Source organism: Halospeciosus flavus (assembly GCF_029814175.1).
Taxonomy (GTDB): domain Archaea; phylum Halobacteriota; class Halobacteria; order Halobacteriales; family Halobacteriaceae; genus Halospeciosus; species Halospeciosus flavus.
The window spans coordinates 2,097,088-2,123,198 of sequence record NZ_CP122312.1 but is presented as its reverse complement, the minus strand read 5'-3'; the positions used below and the strand labels follow the sequence as shown (position 1 = coordinate 2,123,198).

General features: G+C 60.2%; 22 protein-coding genes. 9 read left to right on the top strand and 13 right to left on the bottom strand.

From position 1 onward, the window contains the following. Positions 1-6: 6 nt before the first annotated feature. From P0Y33_RS11140 to P0Y33_RS11120, 5 genes are all read right to left on the bottom strand, one after another. Positions 7-1,242: a hypothetical protein gene (locus P0Y33_RS11140; protein WP_279527481.1), complete on the bottom strand. Its 1,236-nt coding sequence runs from the start codon at positions 1,240-1,242 to the stop codon at positions 7-9. A 24-nt stretch (positions 1,243-1,266) separates the two neighbouring features. Further along, positions 1,267-2,082 (bottom strand): hypothetical protein, encoded by an 816-nt coding sequence (locus tag P0Y33_RS11135; protein ID WP_279527480.1) that lies wholly within the window; start codon positions 2,080-2,082, stop codon positions 1,267-1,269. Continuing rightward, positions 2,079-3,770: a hypothetical protein gene (locus tag P0Y33_RS11130; protein WP_279527479.1), complete on the bottom strand. Its 1,692-nt coding sequence runs from the start codon at positions 3,768-3,770 to the stop codon at positions 2,079-2,081. Before P0Y33_RS11130 ends, P0Y33_RS11135 begins: the two co-directional genes overlap by 4 nt. Beyond that, positions 3,758-4,183, bottom strand: coding sequence for a hypothetical protein (locus P0Y33_RS11125; RefSeq protein WP_279527478.1), 426 nt, complete (start codon positions 4,181-4,183; stop codon positions 3,758-3,760). The genes P0Y33_RS11130 and P0Y33_RS11125 overlap by 13 nt, the downstream gene beginning before the upstream one ends. A gap of 162 nt (positions 4,184-4,345) precedes the next feature. Further along, positions 4,346-5,512, bottom strand: coding sequence for a hypothetical protein (locus P0Y33_RS11120; protein WP_279527477.1), 1,167 nt, complete (start codon positions 5,510-5,512; stop codon positions 4,346-4,348). A gap of 247 nt (positions 5,513-5,759) precedes the next feature. Between P0Y33_RS11120 and P0Y33_RS11115 the strand changes: the two genes are divergently transcribed. Further along, a complete protein-coding gene (locus tag P0Y33_RS11115; protein WP_279527476.1) occupies positions 5,760-6,002 on the top strand; it encodes an AbrB/MazE/SpoVT family DNA-binding domain-containing protein in 243 nt (80 codons plus the stop codon). Then, entirely contained in the window at positions 5,999-6,391 is a 393-nt protein-coding gene (locus P0Y33_RS11110) for a PIN domain-containing protein (protein ID WP_279527475.1), read from the top strand. The genes P0Y33_RS11115 and P0Y33_RS11110 overlap by 4 nt, the downstream gene beginning before the upstream one ends. 177 nt (positions 6,392-6,568) lie before the next feature. Here the strand turns inward: P0Y33_RS11110 and P0Y33_RS11105 are convergent, their stop codons facing one another. Beyond that, a complete protein-coding gene (locus P0Y33_RS11105; RefSeq protein ID WP_279527474.1) occupies positions 6,569-7,495 on the bottom strand; it encodes a transcription initiation factor IIB in 927 nt (308 codons plus the stop codon). Positions 7,496-7,748: 253 nt separating this feature from the next. Here P0Y33_RS11105 and P0Y33_RS11100 point away from each other — a divergent pair, with 253 nt between their 5' ends. Next, positions 7,749-8,603 carry a hypothetical protein gene (locus P0Y33_RS11100; RefSeq protein ID WP_279527473.1) on the top strand — a complete coding sequence of 285 codons (855 nt, stop codon included), beginning with the start codon at positions 7,749-7,751 and terminating at the stop codon, positions 8,601-8,603. 39 nt (positions 8,604-8,642) lie between these two features. Beyond that, positions 8,643-10,010 (top strand): Eco57I restriction-modification methylase domain-containing protein, encoded by a 1,368-nt coding sequence (locus P0Y33_RS11095; protein WP_279527472.1) that lies wholly within the window; start codon positions 8,643-8,645, stop codon positions 10,008-10,010. A 103-nt stretch (positions 10,011-10,113) separates the two neighbouring features. Here P0Y33_RS11095 and P0Y33_RS11090 read toward each other — a convergent pair whose 3' ends face one another. From P0Y33_RS11090 to P0Y33_RS11070, 5 genes are all read right to left on the bottom strand, one after another. Beyond that, entirely contained in the window at positions 10,114-10,422 is a 309-nt protein-coding gene (locus P0Y33_RS11090) for a hypothetical protein (RefSeq protein ID WP_279527471.1), read from the bottom strand. Further along, the gene (locus tag P0Y33_RS11085; RefSeq protein WP_279527470.1) at positions 10,419-10,664 is read right to left on the bottom strand and encodes a DUF7389 domain-containing protein; all 246 of its coding nucleotides are present in this window, start codon (positions 10,662-10,664) and stop codon (positions 10,419-10,421) included. Before P0Y33_RS11085 ends, P0Y33_RS11090 begins: the two co-directional genes overlap by 4 nt. Before the next feature lie 71 nt (positions 10,665-10,735). Then, positions 10,736-11,236 (bottom strand): hypothetical protein, encoded by a 501-nt coding sequence (locus P0Y33_RS11080; RefSeq protein WP_279527469.1) that lies wholly within the window; start codon positions 11,234-11,236, stop codon positions 10,736-10,738. Between the two features lie 437 nt (positions 11,237-11,673). Beyond that, complete coding sequence (locus P0Y33_RS11075; protein ID WP_279527468.1) at positions 11,674-12,168, bottom strand: hypothetical protein; 495 nt, start codon at positions 12,166-12,168, stop codon at positions 11,674-11,676. Positions 12,169-12,392: 224 nt separating this feature from the next. After that, entirely contained in the window at positions 12,393-13,247 is an 855-nt protein-coding gene (locus P0Y33_RS11070; protein ID WP_279527467.1) for a DNA-binding protein, read from the bottom strand. A 2,274-nt stretch (positions 13,248-15,521) separates the two neighbouring features. On the opposite strand from P0Y33_RS11070, the gene P0Y33_RS11065 reads away from it, so the two are divergent. Then, positions 15,522-19,028 (top strand): ATP-binding protein, encoded by a 3,507-nt coding sequence (locus tag P0Y33_RS11065; RefSeq protein WP_279527466.1) that lies wholly within the window; start codon positions 15,522-15,524, stop codon positions 19,026-19,028. 1,282 nt (positions 19,029-20,310) lie between these two features. Beyond that, on the top strand, positions 20,311-20,553 hold the full coding sequence (locus tag P0Y33_RS11060; RefSeq protein WP_279527465.1) for a hypothetical protein: 243 nt from the start codon (positions 20,311-20,313) through the stop codon (positions 20,551-20,553). 834 nt (positions 20,554-21,387) lie between these two features. On the opposite strand, the gene P0Y33_RS11055 is transcribed toward P0Y33_RS11060, so the two are convergent. Next, positions 21,388-21,816, bottom strand: a complete 429-nt coding sequence (locus P0Y33_RS11055) for a pyridoxamine 5'-phosphate oxidase family protein (protein WP_279527464.1) — start codon at positions 21,814-21,816, stop codon at positions 21,388-21,390. A 193-nt stretch (positions 21,817-22,009) separates the two neighbouring features. Between P0Y33_RS11055 and P0Y33_RS11050 the strand changes: the two genes are divergently transcribed. Then, positions 22,010-22,147 (top strand): hypothetical protein, encoded by a 138-nt coding sequence (locus tag P0Y33_RS11050; RefSeq protein ID WP_279527463.1) that lies wholly within the window; start codon positions 22,010-22,012, stop codon positions 22,145-22,147. 693 nt (positions 22,148-22,840) lie between these two features. On the opposite strand, the gene P0Y33_RS11045 is transcribed toward P0Y33_RS11050, so the two are convergent. Beyond that, positions 22,841-23,656, bottom strand: coding sequence for an IS5-like element ISH1A family transposase (locus P0Y33_RS11045; RefSeq protein ID WP_279527462.1), 816 nt, complete (start codon positions 23,654-23,656; stop codon positions 22,841-22,843). Between the two features lie 1,186 nt (positions 23,657-24,842). On the opposite strand from P0Y33_RS11045, the gene P0Y33_RS11040 reads away from it, so the two are divergent. Both P0Y33_RS11040 and P0Y33_RS19230 read left to right on the top strand, forming a co-directional pair. After that, positions 24,843-25,835: a transposase gene (locus tag P0Y33_RS11040; RefSeq protein ID WP_279527461.1), complete on the top strand. Its 993-nt coding sequence runs from the start codon at positions 24,843-24,845 to the stop codon at positions 25,833-25,835. 42 nt (positions 25,836-25,877) lie between these two features. Continuing rightward, positions 25,878-26,024 carry a type II toxin-antitoxin system HicB family antitoxin gene (locus P0Y33_RS19230; protein WP_456071051.1) on the top strand — a complete coding sequence of 49 codons (147 nt, stop codon included), beginning with the start codon at positions 25,878-25,880 and terminating at the stop codon, positions 26,022-26,024. Positions 26,025-26,111 lie beyond the last annotated feature (87 nt).

The following is a 26,111-nucleotide window of genomic DNA, read 5'->3' as shown; positions in this document are numbered from 1 at the left end:
GAGTGATTAGTGGATGTATCGCGGCGTGTCAGCGTCGTCTGTGTCGTCGCTATCGTCCGTCGACGGCAACGGAGACGGGGACGTGGACCGCCGATCGCTGCGGAGCTGTTCGAAATCGGTCTGTCGTGCGGGAGCGTCCGTCGTGGACGCAGTTGTCGTCGCGTCGCCGGCGTCGCCACGGAGGCGGTCGCGAAGCGTCGCGCCACCGGCGTTGAGACGGCCGCCGATGGCGTGGGCACGTGAGCCACCAGCCGCCCCGAGGAGTTGCTGGCCATCACGACGAACGGCCGGTTCGCCCCGGACACCGCGGGCGAAGTTCTGCCCACCGTGGACGGCGTCGCCGCCGCGGTCCCGAATGGCTGTCACCCGCGCTTGGCCCCGTGCGGTGGAGACGCGGTGGGCCATCCGCTCGCCCGTGTAGAGGAGCGCTCCGGCCTGCCAGATCAACACAAAGGGGGAAACGACTGCGATGATCGGAATCATGAGCGCAGTCAGCCAGAGGAGAATGCCCTCTTCGGTGAACCCAACACTCGACCCGAGGATTTCGCCGAGGCGAAAGAGTACGGCCACCGGCAGCGGCATGAACAGGAAGGGCACGTAGAAGCCGGCGAGCTTCTTCACGAAGCCCGAGACGAACGCCATCGGTCCGATACCCGGCACCCACAGTGCGATGAGGAGCGGCATCAGCAGGACGAACAGGTAGAGGGAGAGTTGGCGCACCAAGTAGATGAGTGCGATTAACACGAAGAGTGCGAGGTCGACGCTCAACGATATCACGACGCCCAGAATGCCGAGCGCCGTGAACGAGAGCGTCTCGAACAACGAGATGTTCGAGAGATCGGGTACGATGACGCCCGTGAATGCGTTCATGAAGCGCAGCGAGAACGCTGCGAGCCACCACCACGCGAGAATGCCCACGAGTCCGGTGAACGCTCGGCGCTTCAGCCGTGCCTGGTGGTAGCCGCTAAACAGGTGGCTCGTCGACTCGAAGAAGATGACGAGTCCCACAGAAAGCGCCCACAACAGCAGGGCCAGTGGGACGATATCCTGCCAGTAGTAGTCGTAGAGCTGTGGCCACATGTTGTTGGAGGGACGTGTGAAGACGTCACTCGGCGCCGGTGTACCGACGACATCTTTCAGAACATCGTTCGCGTTTGTCTCAATCACTTCTGTGATTGGACTGAAGAGTTTCTCTAAGAGCGCGAGTAACGCCGAGACGATAACGTCCGCGAGAGCGCTCATATCAGTGCCTCCAATGAAGATGATTCATTGACTGCCCCTCTCTTTCGTTATCTCGGCGGCGCTACAGGTGAAATCGCCAAACGAACCGATGACGCTTGCCTCACCATTCGGACGAACCAGAATGTCTGCTGAAATCGCCGATCCTGTACCCGTACCTGCAAAGACAGTTAGGTGGACTTCACCGGTACAATCTGTGGCTACCGAACCATTTTCGGGGTAGATCAGCGGAGGAGATGTTCCGATGTAGCTCCTTCGTTCGTTCGCCGCGATGATAGAATCCTCACGATTGTTTGGCTCTGAGAGGAGATGAACTCCGGGATCCTCACTCAGATCGTCGTTCGCTGCGAAATTGGGTGCACCGTCGTACGTAATTTGGTGGATCCACGAAGGACCAGTGCCAGTGTTCTTCACCTCAACAGCCAGCTGTCCTGCATGATCAGAAGATTTGGGTCTTGCCGAAACCGTGGTAATTGAGAGGTTGGGAACTATCTCGGTGACAAGTTTCTCGATAGCTTCGCTGCCTTTCACTGCGATGAGAGTGTTCTCCCCCGGAACGTAGTGCTCTGGTGCTCCGGGATTGAGATCCAACACCTGCAACCGAACCGTCGTCGCGCCCACGGGAACGGTCGCACTCGTGAACAGCGTCCCATCAGGGGAGACGAGATTCACGCGGTCGATGTCGTGGTCTGCCCGGAGGTCGACGACCATGTCGGTCCCCTCAAAGGAGACGTCCTCGAAGACCGATGGAGATTCGACCGGTGCGGATTCACTACAACCGGCAAGCATGGCGAGCCCACCCGCACCGAGAGCCAAGAGATCGCGTCGCGAGAGTTCGTTCATAGATTCCTCCACGGCGGCCACAGCGGCCAGCCCGTCAGGCGGTCGATGAGGAACGCAGCGATGAGCAACAACCCAACAGGGACGCCGATCCCGTAGAGCGCGCCCAGCAGGTCGATGTAGCGGCCACGGACGTAGACCGTATCACTATCGGCGACGTAGCCGGGCAGATTGCGCCACCAGTAGCCTGGTTCGTAGCGTGCGGTGATCGCGTCCGTCGAGCGGGAAAGCGTCTGCGTCACTTGCCCCGTTTCGTTCGTCTGGACACGCTTGTCGTTAAGGACCACGTACCCCTCGCGGTCGTGGGTCGCGATGGACGCATTCGTCTCGGCGTCACGGAGCGTCACCTGGACGGTGACGGTCTCCTCGTCCTGATCGAGGATCGCGAGCGAGAGGTTACTCCGCCGCAGCGACATCGCAGCGAGCGAGTCGGGAGTCGCATTGATCGAACTCCCGCGGACCAATCCACGGACGGTGACGTCCGTCCACGCCGTCGACGCCCGTCGTTCGCGAACGGCGATACCGAAACTCGCCGTGTATTCGTCCGTGAGGACGTCGAGAGTCACGTTTGGCGGCAGTGTGGGTGGCATCGTCGGATCGCCATAGACATCGAGGATACGGAAGTCGCCATGCGCCGTCGGCCCCGTCTCGATCGGATACGCCGAGACCTGTAAGGGATGGAGTGGCGAATGCTGCACTGTCTCGCCGTCGCTCGTACTCACGACGAGGGTATCCCACGCAGGATCCCGTGCCGAGTAGAACGCCCAGACGCCGCGAACGTCGCCCTCGGGTGTCTCGTAGCCTGCCCACGGAAGGTTCTTGTAGACGACGAGGCCGCGGTCGCCGTTCGGGTACGTCGTCTGGTAGCCCGAGACGTCGAGGTCGTAGCCCGTGACCGTAATCGAGTCGCGAACGATGAGCTGGTCCGTGACCGGGTCGATATCGGTCGTCCAGCGAGTCGTACAGGACACTGACTGCCCACTGTACACACAGTGTCTGTGCGAGTCACGCGTTACTCTCTCAGCCTCAAGCGTGATCGTGGCCTCCAGCGTGAGTTCGTGCTGTTGACCGCTCTGTCCCTCTAGCCCGCTGTATGCTACAATCGGAGTATGAGTGCCATCTGTCGAATTGATCGTCTGCCCATCGAGACGCAGGGAGACCGACTGAATCTCGTGGGCAAGGTTCCGCCAGGTAGTGTCGGCGTCGGTCGAGGGAAGGGCGACGCGATAATCGACCGTGCCGAGAACGGTTCCATTCGGCGGGACGTAGAGGGGTGCTTCACCTGGTGAGAGGCGCGCTCGTGTCGAGGGCTGGACTGCGAACACGTCGAGATAGGCGTCCTTGAGAAACACGCTATCGTGGAGTGTGGCTGTCGAGGGGTGGATCGACGTATCTGCGCTCGTCGCAGGAAAGTCTTCGAGGTCGCCAACGTTCCAGCGCTCGACGGCGATCGGCGGTGCGTTAAAGGGGACGTCCGTCGCCGCGGCGAAGTCTGCTGCACTCCCGTTCGACTCGTTCGGGAGGTCGCCGTCTTCGTCGCCCGACCAGAGCGTATAGTACGTCTCCTCGCTGAGGCCATGATCTGGGCCGGCACTTCGCTGTGCAACCGCCCCGGTCGTACCGAGTGTTCCGGCGACGACCAACGCCATGACGAGGAGGAGCGTGTGGAGCGAGCGGCTCAGAAGCCGCAACTCGTCCCTCCGACGACCACGTTGTTCAGCAGGAACGTCAGGATGACCGTCGCAAGCGGCGCGACGATAATCCCCCAGATGATCGCCTGGTTGCGCATCTCCTTCATCTCCTGTTTCTTATCGGCACGCCGGACCGCGGGCGTCGCGACCGTCGCCCCGAGCGCGACGACGCCGCCGATGAGCGGGCCGCCGAACTGGATAATGCTGAAGATATTTTTGACTGTCTGGGCGAGCTCCGTGTTACAAAACGTCGACCCAACCGACTGGGCGAGCACCGGTTCGCTCGCGACGACGAGCAGGAACGTCACCATGGCCAGCGTCGTGCCCGCGCCCCAACGGAACCGGGCGGCGTTCGAGAGCGTCTCAGCGATTACTGCGGGATACTTTGCACGCATGATGGGGGCATAGCTCACCTACCCAATGGTCGCTGGCCCGCAGTCGGGTCGTAGGTAGGGGAGCCATAGCAGTCCACCAGTCGATGCCTGAATATAAATATTTCTGCTAGGAGCAGGTCGAAAAGAGGGTGCTAGTACCCGCGAGGTGGCGACGGTGGCCGGAACGTGGCCACCCCCGGATTATTCCGCGGCGTCCTGAAACCGCTCGCGGAGCAGGGTTTCTCGCGCTTCGAACGTCTCGGCTTTCGCCCGGACGTCTGCACTCGCGCGCTCGACCTGGGCGAGTGCCTGTGGACCCGCGGCCTCGCTGCCCTCCTCATCCGCCGCCGCGCGCGCCTGCTCGGCGTATGTCCGTTCGACGCGATCGAGGGTCGCTTCGGGATTGAACAGGATATCGTTAGCCGTCCGGGTGTAGGCGTCGAGTGCCGCCCCTTCCTTCCCGCTGAAGAAGTGGGTGAGCGCGTAGGTTGCCCCCGAGTGGAGCGTCCACATATCGACGTGGAAGGGATCAGCCGCTTCAGCACGCGCATCACCGGCCGCCCGCTCGGCCAAGTAGTCGGGGAACTCCAGCAGGGTGTAGAACTCCGCGAGGTCGAACGGGACGTCGGTCAGATCGAGGGCGATGTCCTGGGCGTCGACGATGAAGTCGTAGAGGTCGTTGGTAACGAGTTCGAGTTGGGCGAGGAGTTGCTCCCACCACGCCTCGAAATCGGCGACGTCGCCGACGTGCTTGACCGTCACGCGATCCGTAAGCGCCCGCATCGAGTTCGAACAGGCGGTGTCCTGTGCGAACCCCTCCACGTAGACCGCGTGGCCGCCGAAGAAGTCGTAGCCCGACGTCACGCCCAGCGCGATCGGTTCGTCGCGGCCAGGCAACTCCACGGAGAGCCCATCGAACATGACGTCCATGTGGACCTCGCCGCCGCCGCGGTACTGCCGAATCTCGCCGAACACCGCTTCACCCAGTGCGGTGTCGTCGAGCGTCGTGTCCGTGAGGAGGTCGCCGAGTGGCCCGTAGACGTCGACCGGGTTGATCACCGTATAGCTATCCGTGGGAATCGCGAACAGCGGGTCTTGCTCGGCGGCGTTGCCTTCCGCGAGTCGGCAGGGCTCGACCAGGGCGTTGAAGCGCTCGGTCTCCACCCACACGTCGTCGAAGGGGTCGTGGTACGCCACCGTCGTCGGCGCCGCGCGCGGCAGTGTACGCACGGCCTCCGCGAACGTCACGACGTCTGCCTCCGACTCCACCGTGTCCGCAGTTTTCGTTGCTCGGTACCACGCGGGCAGCTCGGCGTCGACGCGACCGTCGACTCCCGCGAACAGAACACTCGTTTCTGGATCCTTCATGACTACTCACACAGGCCCACTTCAAGTGCGCCTGCGCCCTTCGCAGGCGCCCAAAAATGCGGTTGTGAGCTGGGTATACCACAATTCACGGCGGTTTGAGGAGAAAGCCCACGACTGCGGTCGAGGGGGACAAATTCGACGGCGAGAATCGTTCCCCCGAGAGCCGTCGTGGAAAGCCAACCACGGCAGTGTCACTACCTTCAAACTCGTGGAAAGATGTTTGTATTATGCCACCGAAATACAAACTATGTCAACGGAGACGGACAAGCAGGGACGGCTCTATATACCCAAGGAGGTGCGGGAGAAGTACGGAGAACGGTATCACATCGTCACCTACGAAGATCGGATCGAGCTCATTCCGGTTGCAGACGATCCACTCGCAGCTGTTCGCGCGGCAACAGGCGAGCTCCAGGATGCGTCTATTTCAGAGATACGAGAGGACATTGAGAAAGAGGCGAAGTCGGACGCTCGCGGGGAGAGCGAGAGATGACGGTGTACGTCGAAACAGACTTTCTTCTTGCACTCGCAAAGGATGCTGACTGGTTGCAAGGCTCAGCGGAAGCTGCACTCGACGAATACGAGGTTGAAACGTCGGCGTTCTCGTATCTCGAACTCGTCCTGGCCCGGGAACGCTACGAATTCGATTATGTTCAACTCGTTGCCAACCTGCTTGAACTCGTCCCTGTACGTGATGAGGAAGAGAAACAGGTCGTTCTGAAGGCCGTGAACTACTACGACGAAGGGATGACGCCTTTCGACGCGTTCCATGCAGCAACTGCAGAAACACGGAGATTGGACGTTCTCTCTTCGGAGAGAGATTATGAAGATATCGAGGTTTCGAGAGTTCCGTTGGAACCAACCGATGAACAAGAAGAGTGACTCGTCACGGTGGATGGGCGAGAGTCAACTCTGAAGTCAGGAACCGTGACGTCCTGGGATTTCGTGAAGTACCTCGAGGTCAAGCCCCGGGGCAGTCGCCTCGACCGCCTGTACAGGTTGTTCCTCCGTTGGAAACAAGCTGACCGTGCCACAGTTTGGACAGCGGACGGCAGTCCGCTACCGCTCTCCTCGAAGTTCCTGGTAGCGCGCTCTGATAGTGAGTACAGTCACGCCTGCAATCTCCTCGAGTCGCTCCTGCGTAAGGATGAACCCCGTCTCTTGGGCAGCCAGGTAGAGACACGCTGCTGCCACACCTGAGGGCGAGCGCCCGTTCGCGATTCCCTCGTGTTCCGCGTGTTCGGCGAGTTCGAAGGCGCGACGCTCCACTTGCTTCGGCACGTCGGCCTCATCGGCGAATTTGGGAAGGAGGTCGACCGGGCGGACGAGCCCCGTCGCGAGGTCGAGGTCGCGCGAGAGGATGCGGTAGCCGAGCCACACCTTCTCAGTAGGACAGCGCGCGACGTCTGCGATTTCTTGGACCGAGCGGTTCTGCCCGCGGCGCCGACACGCGGCGTACACACAACCCGCAGTGAACGTCTCGATGGAGCGCCCCCGAATCAGGTTTGCGTCCTGGGCCTCGCGGAACAGTTGACTCGCTTCCTCTCGCACCGAGAAGGGCAAGTCGAGCGCGGCGACGAGCCGCGCGATCTCCCCACAGGCATGGCCGAGGTTCTGCTTCGCGGTCGATCCCCAGCGGGCACGGGAATGCTCCCGACGGAGCCGGCCGAGTTGCTGGCGCTTTGCTCGCGAGAGGAGTTGCCCCTGCCCATCCCGGTAGTGCCCGATCTCGGTCGTCAGCCCGCGGTCGTGTCGACTGGGGGTGATGGGCCGCCCCGTATGTTCGGTACTCCGCTCGGCGTCGTCGAAATTTCGGGGGGTCGCCGCGTGGTCGACGCGGTATTCGTCGATGATGAGGCCGCACTCCTCACACGCCGTCTCGCCGCTATCCGTCTCCAGGTCGCCCTCGCACTCGGGACAGGTCCCAGAGAGTGTTCGTCCACAGTCCTCGTCGAAGCCGTTCTCGTAGATGTGTCTACTCGACATTGCGAATCAGCGACGCCCGATTCAGAAGGCCCCGCACCCTTCAGGGGGCGAAAAATACGGGGGTGGTCGCTCCGCACGATGGGAAGGCCGGTACTGGTGGCCCGTCAATCATTTGCGGAACGGCAAGAGATGTAGCTCTGTTTCAAGTCCCGTATTTCGGGCTCGTGACCGCCTCAGTGGCCAACTAGCTGGTCCACACACCAACGATAAAGTAGCGATAGTGTTAGTGTGGTGGCGGAGACACATCGGCGGTATGGATATCTCCGACTGGCCACGCCCCTCCGACGAAGAACTCCCAGATATGTACGAGGACATCGACGAGATGGTCCACACCGCAGAAAACGAACTCCGAGAACACTTCGAGATCACCGAGAGCCCGGAGGAGCGAATCCAGTTCGGGGAAGCCACGAGCGAGGACTTTCTGAACGCAATCGATGCCAATCACAAAGCCATGATCGCACTGTTCCAGAAAGTAGCTGGACTGCCCGACCGAGAATTCGAACGACAGTACGGGGTTCGCGGCATTGGATCGCGCTTCCGAGACCGAAAAAGCTCGCTGAAAGACGTCGATGACGCTCAAGCATTCGCCGATGCACTCGCCGAGCTAATGCCCGAATCGCTCTCCCTCGAAACGGTCCTGTACACGTTCTATAAGTCCTGGGAAGGCGATCAACGGCGGTTCTACCGCATGCGCTACGAGTCTGAGTTCCTAGAGTTCCTCAACGAGGAAGGGTACGCTGCGTGGAAAGGCAACAGTCTCCCAGGTGAGCCAGATATCGTCATCCCAGAGACAGAGCCCTACGAGGTCATCGGTGAGATTCGGGTGATTCAGCAGAAGGACAAGCAGAAGCGATTCAAGGAGTTCCGCACGGAGGCGCATGAAGCACACGAGAACTTCGACGACATCAACTTCGTTGTTGTCGCCAACCTCGGGCGGCAGTACCTCGAAAGCCATGGGCGCGAGACTGTGCGGAGCGAAATCACGAAGGACGGCACGTCCGAGATCGATGCGGTGTTCTTCCACGACGAACGCGATGACTTCATCGAGCAGTTGGAGGATTGGGGTGTCTCGACGGAAGCGCAGCAGTCGCTCAGTGACCTCGAGTGATAAATACATTTAAGAGTGATTGCCGGGTAAGTAGGAGCAATGAAAGGGCACGTGCCCACCCCGGACGATCTCGCAGATCACATCGTCGAGAAACTCTTTCGTGAGAACCCGCCAGCGGCTGGAGAGACGATTCTCTATCCCGGGTGCGGCAAAGGCCCGTTCATCGCTGCAGTCGAGCGTTACTGCAATACCAATGGCCACCCAATCCCGGAGGGTGTCGCCATCGAACTCGACCCTGAGCACCTCACGGCTGCCCGCGAACGCCACGCAGATCTGCCAGTTGAGTTCCAAGAACGCGACTTCCTCGGTGACGTTGCCGACCTCGGTGAATTCGAGTACATCGTCGGGAACCCCCCGTATGTTCCCATCGAAGGGCTCGATGAAGACGAGAAACAGCGGTACAAGCAGCAGTTCAATACCGCTATCGGGCGATTCGACCTCTACATCCTCTTCTTCGAACAGTCCCTGAACCTGCTCGCGGAGGACGGTCGGCTGTCGTTCATCACGCCGGAAAAATTCGAGTACGTCGACACCGGTAGCGAACTTCGAAAGCGCCTCGCATCGCGCCACATCGAGGAGATCGAGCACGTCGCCGAGGACGCCTTCGGCGAGCTATTGACGTACCCTGCCATCACAACTATCGAGAACACCTCTCCTGGAGAGACGCACATCCGTCTTCGTGATGGGACCGAGCGGACTGTTGACCTCCCCGATGACGGCGACAGCTGGGCGCCAATCATCCGCGGGGGCGTCCCCGAGATGAACACCGGAGCGACGCTCGATGACGTTACAACGCGCGTGTCCTGTGGCGTTGCGACCGGCGCAGATTCCCTCTTCGTCCAAGATCGCGAGGCGGTCCCGCCACAGCTGATCGAGAACGGGTGGACCTACCCCACCACCAGCGGGCGGCAACTCCAGCAGAACGATGGTCCGGACAGCGGGCAACTGCTGATTTGCCCGTACGACGAACACGGGAATCTCCCACCGGAGGACGAACTCGGCGAGTACGGTGACTGGGCGGAGATCCATCGTGACCGTCTGGAGGATCGTTCGTGCGTCGAGAAGGGTAAGGTGTGGTACTCGATGCACGAGAACCCCCCGCTCGACGACATTCTCCAGCCGAAGATTCTCACGAAGGACGTCACGGCAGAACCGCAGTTCTGGGCGGACCGAGAGGGGGAGGTTGTGCCGCGTCACTCGGTGTACTACATCATCCCCAAGGACCACGTCGAACTCGACGAACTTCGTGCGTACCTGAATAGCGAGCAGGCGCAGGTGTGGATCGAGGCGCACGCGCAGAAGGCACACAACGACTACTACCGCATGCAGTCGAAGGTTCTGAAGCAACTCCCGGTGCCGAAAGACCTCGGGCAGTCGCATCAGGCAACGCTCCCCGGACTGGACTGATCGCTACCTCATCTCGTTTCCTCGCGGAACAAGGAGTGCTAGCGCACGACTGCAGGAACTACAGAAGCCTCGGAGTGGGTGGCCTGAGGCTGTGTACACTTCGCTACTCTTCGAAGAGACAGCGCTCGCTCGCCTGCTCGCCGTCGAGGGTTTGCTGATCGTCCTCGGTGTCCGCAAAGAGCGAGGATTGGTCGCCGTCGCTCGAACCACTCACTTCCGGCCGGTCGTCGACGCCGAACGTCGTGGCTTCGGGCTCGTCGAGTCGCGTCTCTCGGTCACGGTGGTCGACATCGGCGCCGAAATCGGCGAGGGAAGTCTCGACCGCCTCCTCGCTCACCTCGAGGTCGCCGGTCGCGGTGAACGCGGTCTGGCGCTGGATCTCGATCGCTGGACGCGTGTGGCCGTCGCTCATTCCTCTGCCTCATTCACGGGCTGGATGGCCCGCAGGTCGTCGCTGAGGTCGCGCAGGTACGCTCGGAGGTCGTCCATGTCCGTGCAGGCGTCGTCGAGCGTTGCGGCCTTCACCTTCGCCGTCAGCTCGTCTTGGTCACGCGTCTCGGTTCCGCGTTTCAGCTTCACCGTGAGTGAGACGCCGACGTCGCTTCGTTCGAGATACGTCCGTTCTTCGATTGGGTCTGAATCGCTTGTCGCCATAGGTTGGTTCACGAGCGGCGAGTGTGTCGCCCCTCACCCCAGAGGGGCAGAAAAATGGTGTCGTGGGGCGCCTAGTCCGCGAGGTCGTCGGCTTTCCGGCGTGCCTGCTCGACGCGCGTCTCGATGTACTCGTCGAGCCCGTCGAGTGAGTCATCGTTCCGAATCCGGTCTTTGACCTCCGCGAAGATCTCTCGACAGAGTCGCTCCCACGTGTCCTTTGCTTCGCGATATCGCTGTTCTTCCTGTTCGTCACCCGCCCTGTAGCCGATCAAGCCAGCGTCTTGGAAGATGTCGAAGATGCGTCTGGCCGCCTCCTCGTAGATCTCGGCAACCTGTTTCCAGTCAGCCGTCCCGTCGAGGGATGCTTGGCGATATGCCTCGTCGTCGACGATCTTCTTCGCGAAATTCTCCGCGTATCGCTGGTTGAACTCGTCGAAGTAGAACCAGCGATTGACGAGGTAGTCGTCGCCGTTGACGATTACGAGGTGGTCACTCCCGACTGGTCCGCCAGTGTCGAACACGATCGTGATCGTAGCGTCGCCGTAGTCGAACGAATCGAGTGTTTCGCGCATCTGTTACTGGATTGAGGCCGGGTTGCCGCCAGCGAATGATTTCGGGAGACCGTGCTGCGTCCCGCACTCACGCTTAGGCCCTCCACTGGAGTGACACCAGGAGAGGTCTGAACTCGAGACGCAATCGAACGGATGGGATTGTTGTTGACTCATAGGGTCGACGACACAATTACGCGCCGTCGCCGTTCGACGGCGCGAGAAAATATCCGGATGCCGAGGCAAAGATGGTTCTCGTCTGTGAGGGCCTAGGCGCTTCGGAAGTCATTGTTGCTACGGTGCAACGCCCGAGGTGGAGTGCACACAGGACGCCGTCTTCGACATCAAACGATCGACCGATGACTTCACACTCTCTCGAGATGGACCGATATCGCGAGACCCGACACAGCTAGGCGAGCCTGTTGTCGTGCTTGGTTCCACTGGAGAGAGTCTTGGGACGGTCAGCGCCGAAACCGGCCGTCCGTATCTGGAAGTCGTCCAGCCAGGATCTCGAGCGCCACTCGCCGTAGGTGCTTGCACTCGACGAGTCGCTTCGCGTGGTCTGGACACGTGCACGTTCCGTGCTCGACATCGACTTCGTAGGCGTGGCCGCTCTGACTTTCGACGGCGTAGCGAGGGCCGCGCTCGCCGTACTCGATCTCCATCTGCTCGGTGAGTGCTCGTCGCGTTCGGCCGTCCTCGACCGAGTAGCCGCCGTCGACGAGGAGTGACGTGGGTTCGTCCTCGCAGGGCTCGGTGAACTCGTCCTGTCGGTTGCGCTCCTGCCCGCAGGTGCGACAGCGCCAATACCGGGTGAGGTATTCGCGACCCGTGCCGATCTCGACGTCGTAGTCGGTCGGTGCGTGGCCGGGGAGGGACTCTTCGACGGCGACGAGTGAGTGACCGTTCGGACATAGACTTGCAGAGTGCTCGGCCGTTGGTGGATGGTTGGACATGTTGGACATAATGGGTAGGTGTGGCGCGAGTGCGCGCCGGCACCGCATGACGGCGCAAAAAAGTGCCCCGTGCTGCGTCGGCGCGCGATGAATCGGCCGAGAGGCCGAGAACGCGCGAGGGGCGTTCGCGGCTCGCCGTCGCGGTGCGTTGCGGTCTGGTCGACGGCGAGCGCGGACGACGGTTGGGGAGGGAGAGGCTACGAAAAAGAACGGAGAGTGGCTGCCTACCGCTCCCACCATCGCCCGCGGTCGAGAACACGGAACTCGCTCCAGCCGGTGATGGCGATGCTCGCACGCTCCTTGTAGAAGGAGAGGGCACCGGCGCCGATGCGGACACGCTCGCCCTCCCGGACACGCGTCTTGTTCGACTTCTCCCACACGGTGATTCTGACAGTGCCCGTCTCGTCCTCCAGCAACCCCACTTGAGCGATCGAAGGATGGCTCGGCGGCCAAAGTTTCACAACCCGTCCCTGAACCGTCACCTCATCACCCTCAACCTGCGCCAGCGCCCCGATGGGCACCACCTGCCCGGCGCCGAACTGCGCTTCCTCCGCCGTCTCGATGACTGCATCCGTCACGTCCTTGCCACGTTGCACTCGCCTCGCGATCTGCTTCGACAACGCCCCGCGCGTCCACCCGCGCACCCGGCCGTGTAACCGGTCCGCCTGTTGGTTCACCTGCGCTAATTCCGCTTGGGCCATCCCCGCTCGGGGATCGACCTGTTCGACCTGCCACAACTCGCTCGGCGTCCGCGCAGCCACATAGTCTCTGCATCGCGCCTCCCGGTCGGAGTCCTGTCGCCGGTCGAACCGCTCGTGCGTCCGCTCGATCTCCCACTCCCGCGCTTTGGCCCGCTCTTCTGCTTCGAGCGTCAGCCCCGCGTACCGCCCGTCCGGGTGGTTCAGGTCCACCTTGGCCGCGATCTCCATCTGCACCGTGGGTCGCAGATTCCGCTCCCGCTCGGCCGCCTCGTCGACGACCTCGAACGCCCCGAACCGCTCCAACTCCGTCTGCTCCGATCCTCGTTTATCGCTCGTTACACGCGAAACTTCATTACCGATTGCGTTCTTACTACTCATTGGGTACAACACCCGAAGGCGTCTGGCACGACGCTGACAACCGCGACTACTACTCGCGGTTTTTCTACACACGACCAACCTGACTCTCCGAGAGTCCTATCTCATCTTCACGCGCCGCTCGCGCCTTCGCCTCGCGCCCTTGGGCGCGAGCGGCGCGGAAAAAGAGAGACCTCTATAGACACCACTGCGAGTGGCGCGCGCGGCCCGGCCGACGCGTGCGGCCAGCTTCACGCCGGTTCTCGCGTCCGAACGCCAGTGAGGACCGAAACCGCACGTGATGCTGGCGCGTCGACAGACCGAGCACGCGATCGGCCGATTGAGGCCGCGCGCGACGCGACCGCTCCGCATCTGCCGACAACGTTCGGTTCGAAGGCTACGGCACCGAGCCTCGGAGTTTCCACACGAGTGGGATCGAAGGGGCTTGATGGCTCGGGGACGACCGGCACTGAGCCTGTGTGCGTGGGACCTGTCTCACCGTGAGCGACACGTCACTGTCCCCCGGCATCGCTGCTCGCGGGCAAACTCGTGGCGGCGTGGGCGGTGAGCGACACGTCACTGTTCTCCGACGCTCCCGTGTCGGGTTGAACGGGAATCCACTGACAAGCCCACCGCTTCAGCGGTGGGTCGCTGACGAACGCCACGCAGCGACGCGACATGGACCCGAACGAGACGTCCGCGAGCGGGCGTGAGCCGTCGCGGAGCGTTCAGGACACGTCTGTCCTCCCTTCTCCTTCTCTTCGACGACACCATGCTGCCTGAACATTGAACCTCGGAATCAGTGTTCGGTGAACGACGTCAGTGCGAACCGCTGCCCCAAAGACGAATCACGGCCCTGCAAACGACTGCACCCCCCATGGCTCGACGACGAGTGTCGGCGCAGCCACTCGCTCGGCGTCGATGACACACCACCGCCCCTCTCGATACACCGCTTCCTGGAACGACCACCAGGGGCTCGTCCACGCGGGGTGGAAGGCGAGACGCTGCCGTTCGCCCGTGGTGTCGCGATAGAAATTGTTGGCAATACGATCTCTTCATTCAGTGTGGAACATGTACTGAAGGTGTTCCGTGGCTAGTTACAGCTCCAATCGTGAATAAATGTGCTGTACGACCAACGACTGATAGGTGATGATGAGGTGAGTCGCAGCAGTTCCGTCGGCTGTCGTCTTCATCGCCAGCCTCCAGTTGCGGCCACAGGAAGCTCGCTCCGACGGGTTCGCTCGAGAACCGCCCCACAACATTCACAGCTCAAGAACGCCCACTCTGACTCGAAGAGGATCTCCCACTCGGCGACGGGATGGGAACACTTCGAGTCGAGCGGGTCCGACGGTGTTCGCCCTGTTCGTCCCCACAGTGAAAGCGATCGAACAAGCTGTCGGGCTGCGCGAACGTGTCGTCGAAGCGTCTTGAGGCCACAGTCACAGTCGAGCTCACGGTCGAGCTTGAAGGTCATCTGTTGGTTGCACCTGCGCCCGTCGCAGGTGCAGATAAATCCAGCTGCGCTCAATCGCTTGATTCAGTGTGGAGCAGGCTATCACGATCGATTCGTCCAGAACAGCCGATTTCGGGCTTGCTGAGGCGTAGTGGGTCGATCTTGGCGTCGACGAATCGCACCTAGGAAGAGCGGCCATCGTCGACGCCCGTGACGGCCGGTGGCTACACCGCGCTGGGCGCCGCCGCCGCACACTCCAGGGGCTGTGGACGCCCGAGGGGCACAGTTTGGACGGATGACTGAGTCGACGGCATGCTCGATGGAAACTCCATGAGTGGGGTTTCACACTCGGCCAAAACCGCTAGCCAGCGACCGGGTGTGAGGGATTTCTGGCCGCTGATGGCGCGCCGTTTCGCGTTAATCGGTCGTGCGGAATCTGAAGCGAGGGGTTGCGACGCCGTCCCTGGCGCGCATTGGGCGGCCGACAGAAGTGGGGGAATGAGAGACGGGAAGCAGACTGGTCACAGGTTCCTTCCGGGGAATTCAACCGAGTGTGGGGAGCTGACTGGTGACGAAGAAGGTGAGTCACAGCGACGACACCGAGTCGGCCGCTCGAGAAGCGCAAGGCGGAAACCCACGACGAAAGCTGTGGGCTTCTGCGCTGCACCGCTGTGAAACCGAATCGTCCCATCTACACGGTTTCGAGGTAGCGTACCACGGGTCATCTGACCCGTGGGTGCCGACAACCACCGATCAACACTCGGAGGGCCGTCTCCCGACAGACGGTGGCAACTGAGCGGCGAGTTTAAGCTATCACTCTCCCTATAGCTTCCTCGAGATTCCCCATGGCCACTGATAACGAGCCGGATAATCTTCCAGTACCGGCCGAGAGTGCGCGGACGTACATCCGCATTCGCCCGACAGACGCCACACTCGCGGCGGCGACGCTGACAGCCCAGCACCGACGGCTTCACCACCTGCTCCAACCGCCACGTGGGTGGCGTGCGACGCCGCCGACGCTCGAGTTGCTTCTCGTCTCGTCAGAAGCGAACACCGTCGATTACTACGCCGGTATTACTGACCCGGAGAAACACGATGGACTGGAGCGCGTTCTCCGCAGTCTCTTTCCAGACGCCTACGAGTTCGACCGGGTGACGTGTGCCGACAGTTGGCTCGCTGCACCGGCGCACGCAGCAGGCAGCGTTGCCACTATCGAATACCATGGCCGTGGCGATCACCCGAAAGATTGGCAGACGCAGCTCACACCCTACGAGACGTTCGTCGCCGACGAGCACGGTCGGGTTCCCCTTGCCAGTGTCGTCGAAGCGCTCGCGACCAGCGAGACACCGGCGGTCTATCAAGTGCTCCTTCGAGCGAAGCCCGACTGGACACGGGCCGCGCGGAATCGCGTCATCGCACTCGAAGCCTATCAGGACACGGTCATCGACCAGGTGACTAACGCCATCATGGGGCCACCCGAATCCGACGTTCGACTCCCGCCTGCGGATGAAACTCGGATTGAGGAGATTCAGGCACGGGAGGCACACACGACCTTCGAGACTGCTGTTCGCGTCGCCGCATTCGGCGAGGGCGCAGTCCAGCTGACCGAGACTCTCCAGTCAGCCTTCGTGGAGGTTGGTCGATCCACCTACACGATTCGCCCCCGGCAGAACACAGGTCGGCGAGCGAAGGCTGTCTTCTCGCAGATCGAGAAGCGGGCGTTTCCGACGCGCACACTCCGCAATCGCCTGCCGATTGCACGGCGGACGCGATCGACGATCGTTGCTGACTGTACCGAAATCGCGAACTTCACCATGCTCGACGGCAACGCACTCACCGACGCGGGCGTTCGCTCGGTCGGGTCGACGCCGAGCGAACAGTCACCGGTCACGCGGCCCCCGGCCAAGCAACTCGAGACGTATCAGACGGCGGGAATGACGCTCGGCTATCCACTCGATGAGGACGGCACCCCGGACTCGACGCCAATCGCACTCCCGCCATCACTCCAGCCGATGCACCTCGCCTGGTTCGGGAAAAGTGGGTCCGGGAAGACGGTCGCCATCATCAATGCGATTCTCGACGCCGTCGCCTCCACGGAGGGAGTGAACATCATCGTCGACTGGAAAGGTGATGGACTCGGCGAGGAGTACTGTGCGGCCCACTATGCTCGGTACGGGACACTCGACAACGTCTCCTACTTCGACTGTGCACGCGTCCTCCCTGCGTTTTCTTTCTTCGATATCCGCGACGAACTTGCGGCCGGTATCTCGCGGACGACTGCCGTCGAGGACCGGGTCGATCACTACATCGAGATTCTCACACAGCTCATGGGCCGCGAGCGCTTCGATCAGGCGGTTCGTTCACCGGACATCATCCGCTATCTCACAAAGGCTGCATTCGATCCGATTCATGGCGATGACGCGTACTCCCATCGCCATCTCCATGGCATGGTTCGGCGGATGCACGAACGCCAGTCTGCCCCTGGGGTGTCCGACCCGGACCTTGAACGGATGCTCGGCGGCGTCGTCGCGAACCAGACACGTTCGTTCGACGAGATTATGCAGGGGGTTGCCAATCGGATGGAGAAGATCCCGGTCGACCGACGGCTCGCTCGTATCTTCAATCACGTCCCCGCAGATGACGACGACCCACACTTCGACCTGCTGGACTATCTCGACGAAACTCACGTCATCATCTTCGATATGGGCTCGCTTCGGAGCGACGCACAGCGCGTTCTCACGCTGGTCGTCTTCTCGAACCTTTGGACCGCGCTTCGCCGTCGCCACCGCCAGTACCGTGAGATGGAAGCGAAATCGGACATGGACCTCCCCCTCGTGAATCTCTTTATCGACGAGGCAGCGAGCGTCGTCACCTCCGATTTGCTCACCGACCTCTTGAGTCAGGGGCGGAGTTTCAGGTGCTCGGTCACCCTCGCGACGCAGTTCCCCGGCCAACTCAAAGACCAGGACCAGCGCGTCTACGAAGAGATCTTGAACAACGTCTCGACGTTCGTTACCGGAAACGTCGCCGTCGACCCCCTCCTGGCCGAGCGACTCGCAACCGACGATATGGATGCGACGGCGGTCGGGAATCGACTGCGGGCACTCCGGCGTGGACAGTGGCTCGTCAATCTGCCTGCGAACTTCAACGAACCCGAGCCCCGCCCGTTCCTCGTCGGCTCAGTTTCGCTTCCCCCGGGCCACCCCGATGGCCCACAGCCGTTCACACCACGCCAGCAGCGTGCGTTCGAGCGTGCCTTCACCGCTGCTGACGCCCGAACACTCGATACTGCGGGCCTCACACTTACGTCGCCGAACGCCGCGATGCACGGCGACGATACAACTGCCGAGATGGACGAAGAGAGGGAGATGGCTCGCGAGCAGGTCGACCGCGTCGATAGTGCGCTTCCGCACACGAAGCGACTGCCAGCCACAGTCGAATACGACGCCGAACTACATGCGCTTCGGTGTCTCCGGTGTGATAGCCGCTATAACCCGACAATCGAGGGACTGGTCCGGACTATCGAATGCTGTTCGAGTCTTGACGATGTCGATACCGACGACATCCCCATCTGCGAGTTAAACCTGAAGCTCTCCCCCGCCGAGCGAGAGACCCGTGAATGGTCGGACCACCAGCTCATGTTTCTCCAGGCCGTGTACAACGCCCAACAGCTCCGCTACGACCCGCTTGAGTACGACCTGCTCTCGGACTCGATGCTTCGTCTGCAGGAGTACGTCGGCGTCGACAGTGCCGACCTCGAACCGCTGCTCGACGCCGACCACCTCCGTCACGATACGGACCACCCACACCGCCTCTATACGGTTACGCCGACCGGACGTGATGTGATTGGAGAGAGTTACCGCGAAGGCGTCGACTACGGCCACGGCCAAGGAGATCTCGAGGAGTCGAGTCAACACGTCTTCGCCGTCGAGGTGGGCCGACAGTATCTCGAACAGAGGTACGTCGCCGACCCCACGAGTCCAGTTGTCGAGGTCATCCCCTACTACGACCTCGACGGGAATCGCCGACTCGATATCGCGGGCGTCGATGCTGCGGGAGCCATTCGTGTTGCGGTCGAAGCTGAGCGAATCAACCATGACGTCCGGCGTGCCGTCCCTGAGGACTTCGACAAGATGGCTGACTGCAGTGTCGACGAAGCCATCTGGATCGTCATGTCACGTGCGGCCGGCCACGACGTCCTCGCGGCACTCAATGACCCACCCGACGGCCCGGTGCGCGTCGAGAAAACGTATGCTGAAACGACCCCGCCCCAGCAATTCCGTATCGATACACCGGGGTTGACGGCGATCTATCCCGTCGAATGGCTTCGCGATAACGAAGTAGATCTGTAGCCTGTGAGCGACCGCAACGATCTGTCTCCAGACGGGAGCGCGGCCCGCCTTCTCGTACCCGCCTATACAGAATCGGGCAGCTACCCACGACTTCAGTCGTGGGCGAATGTCAGCGCCTGTGAAGTACCACGGATTCGGTAGCCCATAGAGCGCTGCCTCGAACCGTGTCGACACGACGAGCGTGGCACCATCAAGCAACTCGTCCCGCGCTCTGCCTCAAACCGTGTCGACACACGACGGGCCAGCCCCTGCGCGAATCGCCTCCGGTTCACCTAGGGGATGGGTTCGACCCCCTAATTCTTCACAATCGGCGTCTACTCCCGCAAGTCCCATCGTGTGAGGTGTCTGTGGTTGAGTGTGAGACCACTGCCTTGGCGTCGAGACGGACGGCGCCGAATTCCCCTTCGACACCGAGACGTGCTGTACGGGTAGGTATCAGCCGTTTCAAGGATACATGAATCGAGTGCTCCCGTCGAAGCGTACCACGGAATCGTGCGGCCAACCACAAAACCGCATGACTGCAACCGGATGTGACGTTTCCGAGTGAAGCATGACTGCCGACCACCATCCCGACGAATGGAGAGTGTCTACACACGTAAGTGCCTATAACGGCGTCAAAACGCACTCATTCGTTTGATTCCGTCTCCTCGACGGCGTACCTCCTGTCCCGTTCGACCGGCTCACACTGAACCGAATACACTTCACAGAAGGGTTCTTGCGGGAGTAGACGCCGATTGTGAACATTCGGTGGCTCGGGTCGGCCTCCAAGGCGTTGATTCGGAGACTGTTCGGTGCTGACACCCACAACTGAAGTCGTGGGTAGCTGCCCGATCCGGCGGTTGCCACAGGCCGGACAGGACCGTCTTCTTCGGACAGTTGCCCGATCTATTCGACGAATATATGCCGTCGAGACCGTTCATCAACGCGTCTCGATTCAGCAATCCCCGTTTCCGGACGAATGGATCCCGTCTGCAACCACTCACTCGACACATCGTGAAGACCGCGACGGCGAGTAGTTGGTCCTTCCTCGAGGAGCGAGCGGGAGCGAGCGAGTAGGTAGGGGTCGTTTTCCGATGTCGGTCGCTTGCTGAGTGAATCCGTCTCCAGCGACGTAGTGTCCAGTTGAGAGCGACAGAAAGTACTTATACACATCTGCCGCACGGAACGAGTATGCACTCGTGGCCGCTGGTCGGGAAGCCACGTACTCGACTGCCGCGGTCCGCACGACCATGCTCCATTCAGGAGCCGTAGCGGGCTGCACGCTCGAGTACGTGCCTTACCCATGGATGACGCTGAACTCCTCCGACGTGAATTGCGTGCCGCACGCGAGGAACTCGTCCGCAAACGCACCGACCCAGCCGACGACCCGGTTGCGTCGGCAAGCCAGCTGCCGCTTATGCCCGAGCGTGACGACGAGTTCCTCCGCTTGGCCCTCATGAGTATCGACGATCTCGAAACGCATATCGACCGACTTGAACGCGACCTCGACGATCTCGAGCACGGGATCGAACGACCTGACGACTAGCTCGCACACGAACGAGTTCGCCAAAACTCCCGTGCTACTCCTGTTGGCTGATCGTAGTTGGGAGGACAGATTATGGATTCACAATAGGTTTCGTGACTGCTCCGACGACTACAGTCGTGGACTTTCTCCTTGCGGATCTGTAACGAGCCATACAACGCCTTTATTAGTCGTTGTTCGTACAATATATCCATTTCCGATAAGAAATGTAACTAGTCACGGAATACCTACAGCCCCCTGTTCCACACTGAATACAGCAATTCGAGGAAAACCCACGAGCTGAGTTGTGAGAGCGGCTGCACGGGGATTGCGCCGACCAAGCACGGATGCATTGGATATTCAGGGCCGCCCTTTTTCGTGCTAGGTCTTCTCGCCTAGACCGTACGGGGGGAGAAGACACCACACCTTCTCAGCGAACACACCACTCGTTTCGCTCCCCCGTACACTTCTAGTTCGAGGGAAAAATCCCCAACTGTAGTCGTGGGAGCACTCACAAGAGTTCAGTTCGCTTGCGCAACTCGTGACGCGATGACGCCGTCGCGACTGAAGTGCGCGATGGACACGCAGAAGCAGAAATAGTTTTATGCTGATATCGTCCGTAAAAATAGGGTGTACGGAGATTGAAGATCGCGTCATAGCGGGCTTCGGCATACTGACCCCGTACTTTCTCAACTCAGAGTACTTTGAGGTCTCTCACAACGAGGGTTGCACCGAGCACGCGCTCGAATCATCATTGGAAACAATCCTAGCTACCAACTTCGCTTCCTCCTGTCCTGATGGCGTTGGCCCATTCAACGGAAACGAACAACTGCCCGGTGAGAAAGCCGACTTTGTCAGTCATATTGATTTTGACTGAAACGCCGTTCCAAACTTGCGGCCAGACTGCTCTCGTGGAAGCAACCGATAGTACTCCAGTGTGAGTTCGTTGAGGGAGCGATCCGGAATCATGTTCAACGTTGGGAGGACGGCGTTCTCCGCGATAGCGTTCGTTGCGACGACCTCTTCCTCTGCAGGCACGTCCTCGAGTGGTCCACGAACGATGACGCTTCGAGGTGGTTCCTCAGTTGAGACCGTGAAGGTCGCGACTCCCGTACTCTCGACAAACGCCATCTTTTGACTCTCTGAGCCATAGACGAATTGGAAATACAAATGATCGCCGTCATAGCCGAATGACATAGGGACAGCGTAGGTTTCCGTGCCATCAGTCAGAGACAAAACTCCCGTCCCCTCCTCTCTGAGAAATTGCTCCATCTCTTCTTTCGTCATCTCCGTTGTGACCATCGGTTTCCCAATGTTGTTGACGCCAATTAGGTAGCTTGATTGGAGACGACGAGGCTGCCTCCCGTTATCTGCCCGTACCAGCAGTGCATTGTCGGTATACTTTTCCGAATGATCGACCAACAGACGTCTGAGATGAGTCGAACAAAACTTATCGCAGGTATTGCCCTGGTCACAATCGTTGCTCTGGTACTTCGCCGTCGACGAGGTCGCAGCGAAGCACAGACAGATCTCGGACAGTCAGCTGACGAGGAGGCTGACATCGAAATCCAAGAGGGAACCACCAGCTAACGTCTCCCACGACCGGGACGGTTCGTAGGACCCTTCACTCTGGTGGTGAACGAATCCGTGTCGTTGCATTTGGCCGAGCGTATCGACACAGACCCTCTCACAATCAAAGGTCGTAGAAAGCAATTTCCTCAGAACCGCAGCCTGAACACTCCTCGGCGTCCGCTGAGAGAGTCTTCCCACAATTTCGGCACTCCCACAGGATCGACGGCTCTCCTTCGACAGCGCGGCGGAGTGTATCCAAGAGTCCCATTCTGACCTACTTGATGTACGCCTGGTTGTTAACACCATCCCCTGATGCCTCCTCCGTTGAGGCGGCCGATTTCTGATATAAATCACATCTCGCCCTACTTCACCCTTCATCAACATCTGGGCATTGCCTCTGGGAAAAACTTATGTGAATAAGTTGTCCTTATCCTAAGGAACGGGGACAAAACTCACAAGTCCACCCACTGAGTCAAGCCGACATTCCGGCCCACCCCACCTAGGGCCGGTCCCCGTTCATCTTCAAATGCCTCGTTGAATCACAAGACAGCGTCGGGGTAGGGAAGACTATTCGTAGTTTCACAGCGTCAGAGACGGGTTCTTGACCTCAGAAGATGCAGTAGCTGTCACTCACGGCGGTTGCTGATGAGTCAAAACTATGGCACCTTGCTCCGTTGTTCGAGTGACGACGGCGATGCCTCTCCCGGATACGTCCGGAGAAGGGGAGCAGGCGGCGAGCCTAACTCGCCGCCTGCGTCAGGTTATGGATGATGCACTTCCGAGTCAGCTCCCGGAACTGGCCGTGCCAGCTCCGGGAGCGCAGCTTCTCGCCGTCGTCTTCCTTCAACTGCGAGAAGCCCGTCTCACTCATCCAGCGTTGGTTGTAGTCCTCGTTCATCCGGGCGTTGTGAGCCTTCTGCAACGGTGTTTGCTCCCTGTGCTTGATCAACGGTCGCGTTGATTCGGAGCGACACTCCTCACGGAGGTCGCTCCACGAGTAGTTCGCGTCAGCAGACAGCACCCGCAGGTCTTCCGCGTTCCGGCGGAAGACCTGCATCCCGATGTGGCCGTCCCACGCCTTCTGCGTCGTGTAGTGAACGTCCTTGATCGCTAGCGAGTTCACGTCAATCAAGATCGTCGTCTTCATCGACTGGAACGAGTAATTCGCGCGGTCGCGGTAGTGGTAGCTGGTTTGATCGCGCTGGAAGCCGCTCGCGTCAATCGCGGCTTCGCCACTCCAGCCCGCCTGCTCCGCGCTTCGGCGGAGCAGGCGGCGGAGTTCACGCATTCGATACTCGTTTTCCCACCGGCAGAACGAGCTGTAGTGTGGTGCTTCGTCAAGTCCAAACACGGCAAGAACACCGGGCATCTCGTTGAGGTAGTCCTCGGATTCACGGAGGCTCTTTTCCAGTTCGACACGGTACAGAATCAACGCGATCTGCACCCACTCGGCGTACCCGCCCGCGCCGTCCGGCGCGGCGGGTACGTCCGGATCGTCAACGTGCTGTTTGGCAAGGTTTCGACACATCCAAGCAAGCCGTCTGAGCGATACCATATCGCCAGACGGCGTCCAATTCCTGGTTAGCTTGACGGAATCTTCCGGGGAGAGCGTCTGAAACTTCCATCAATCGGTGGCAAAACAAGGCAAGGCATCTTCAAAAGTATCCTGAGTTGAGCGACCCACGGTCTCACCGTTCGCATGGGTCTGTAGCAGTTTTGACCTCCACCCACGGCGGAAGCTGTGGGATTCCTCGGCGGGCAATCCCGATACGGCATCAGGATACTCCCGAGGCAATTTTCCCACGCGGGGCGTGGTACTCGGGTTTGCGGGATCAGATTCGGCCCGCCTTACAGGAGTTTGGTGTGCTTGGCCGTTGTGGGGGTATCTGCTCGCGGCGACCTGTGTCGTCTGCAGCGACGACGCGTGGTTCTCCCGTCGTGTTCTCTCGGGAGCCGCAGGCCGGGCTATCGGTCTCACCGCCGTTCACTCTCTTGTCGCGGAGGTAAGTGCGGGTAGGGTCACTTTTTGTTGACAGAGCCACCCATCTAACTCCAAGTTTCCCGACTTGCGTACCTCATTATTCCACCGCTGACAACTAAAGCGTGAGGCTTGCAGGTGAGCGCAGGACGGCGGAGCGTCGCACTCTGCTGGCGCTCATACCCACCTCTGAAGAGGTGGCTTCCCCTCACTACGTGTCACTTCACTGCTGAGAATATTGTCGCCCGCTTTCACTACGAGGAGAAGAATGCTGCACGACTCTGAATTGAAAGCACGGGTGCGAAATGATCGCGGCGGTCCTTGTTGATGCGACAACGACCAATCCCGTGCAAACAAATATTGTGGGGCAGTCACTACCAATTTTTTGGATTTCTGTCTCCACCGAAATTGTCGATTAGGTACTATCACTCGCGGCAGACACTGTCAATTTCTGCAAAGAACCTATTTCGAAGAAGACCAAGCGATTAGCAAGCCCACGTTCTGTGGCTCCGTGGACGTCTACGATGGCTGACCCATCACATTCAACAACGACTACTGTACACTCTCCACCACTGACGGCTACGTCACTACTGAAGACGTCTTCTGAAGACACGAGTGGGTTTCGGCTTCACCCCTCTCCACTTGAGCGGGAAAATTGCCTTCGTTGATGCCCTGAGTGGGGAGCAGTCACATACTTATACGTGTGTGCGAGGGTGTCATAGAACGATTAGCACACCAAAGAGCAGGGTGAACGCTGAGGTGGATGAGTTCAGCTACCCTGCAAGATGATCCTTCGGTAGACTCGTTCTTCAATGTCGTGGAAACCGAGACGCTAGCGTTGTTTGAACACCTTTCCTTCGAGTTTCTCGAAGAGTTCGACGTGTTCGCCCCGGCGGAGACGGGGCGAACACGAGATCACGAACCACCAGAACTGATGCGTGGCTTCCTCCATTGCTACTACCACGACATCTACGGCATTCGTCCTGTTGAACGAGAGCTTCGGAACACGGTCGTTTGGCTGAGCTGTGGCTTCGATCGACCGCCGTCGAGAGACGCGGTCGATCGCTTTCTCACTGACCTCGAACACGTCGTTGACGAGGTCTTTGACCACCTCGTCGAGCAGGCCGCCCGGCGCGGCCTGCTCGACTTGACCTACTGCATCGATTCAACTGACGTGAGGGCGATGCCCGCCGATCAAGACGCATCGAAGTGCTACGATCCAACCGACGACGAGTACTACTACGGCTACGGCTGTACAATCGTCTCGACCGGGCAAAAGATCCCGATTGCGGCGGAGTTCACAGAGAGTAAGCAAGCGCCAGAGGAGACGGCGATGCGCGTCACACGTGACGCGCTCGCCGTCGCCACACCGATCTGGATGGTCGGTGACAGCGCCTACGACACGCTCGACTGGCACGACCACCTGCTGGCCGCAGGGGTCGTGCCAGTCGCTCCGTACAACGCGCGAAACACCGACGACCCGAAAGACATCGAGTACAGGGTCGAAGACCGTATCGAACAACACAGCGAGGACGTTCAGCTGAAGCAATCCACGTTGGATGAGACGTACAACCGCCGTACTGGAGTCGAACGAACCAACGAGTCAGTGAAGGACTGCGGCCTCGGGCGAACGCACGCCCGAGGCCGCGTCCACGCACGAGCGCAGGTGTTTCTTGCCCTGTGCCTTCGCCTTGTCGTCGCTATTACCAACTACGAACGCGGAGACAATCCGGGAAGTACGATTATCACGGTGTGAGAAGAGTTCTATGACACCCTCTGTGTGCGTGTATTATTGACCATGGATTCGTCTCTTAACCCCCATCTGATCGAACAGACTGAATGGTGGGTCGCGATCGATAGAACAACCGGCATCGCGAGTCAGGGACGGACACGCACAGCTGCACTCAACAATCTTGAGGAAGCTGTCGCGGTCGTGTTTAGTTAAGGATGAAGAGCATCCGTCTTTAGCTAAGCCAGAAACCGCGTGACGGCAGCGGCTTATCGAGGCTACTTTTTGAGAGGAATGAGGAGG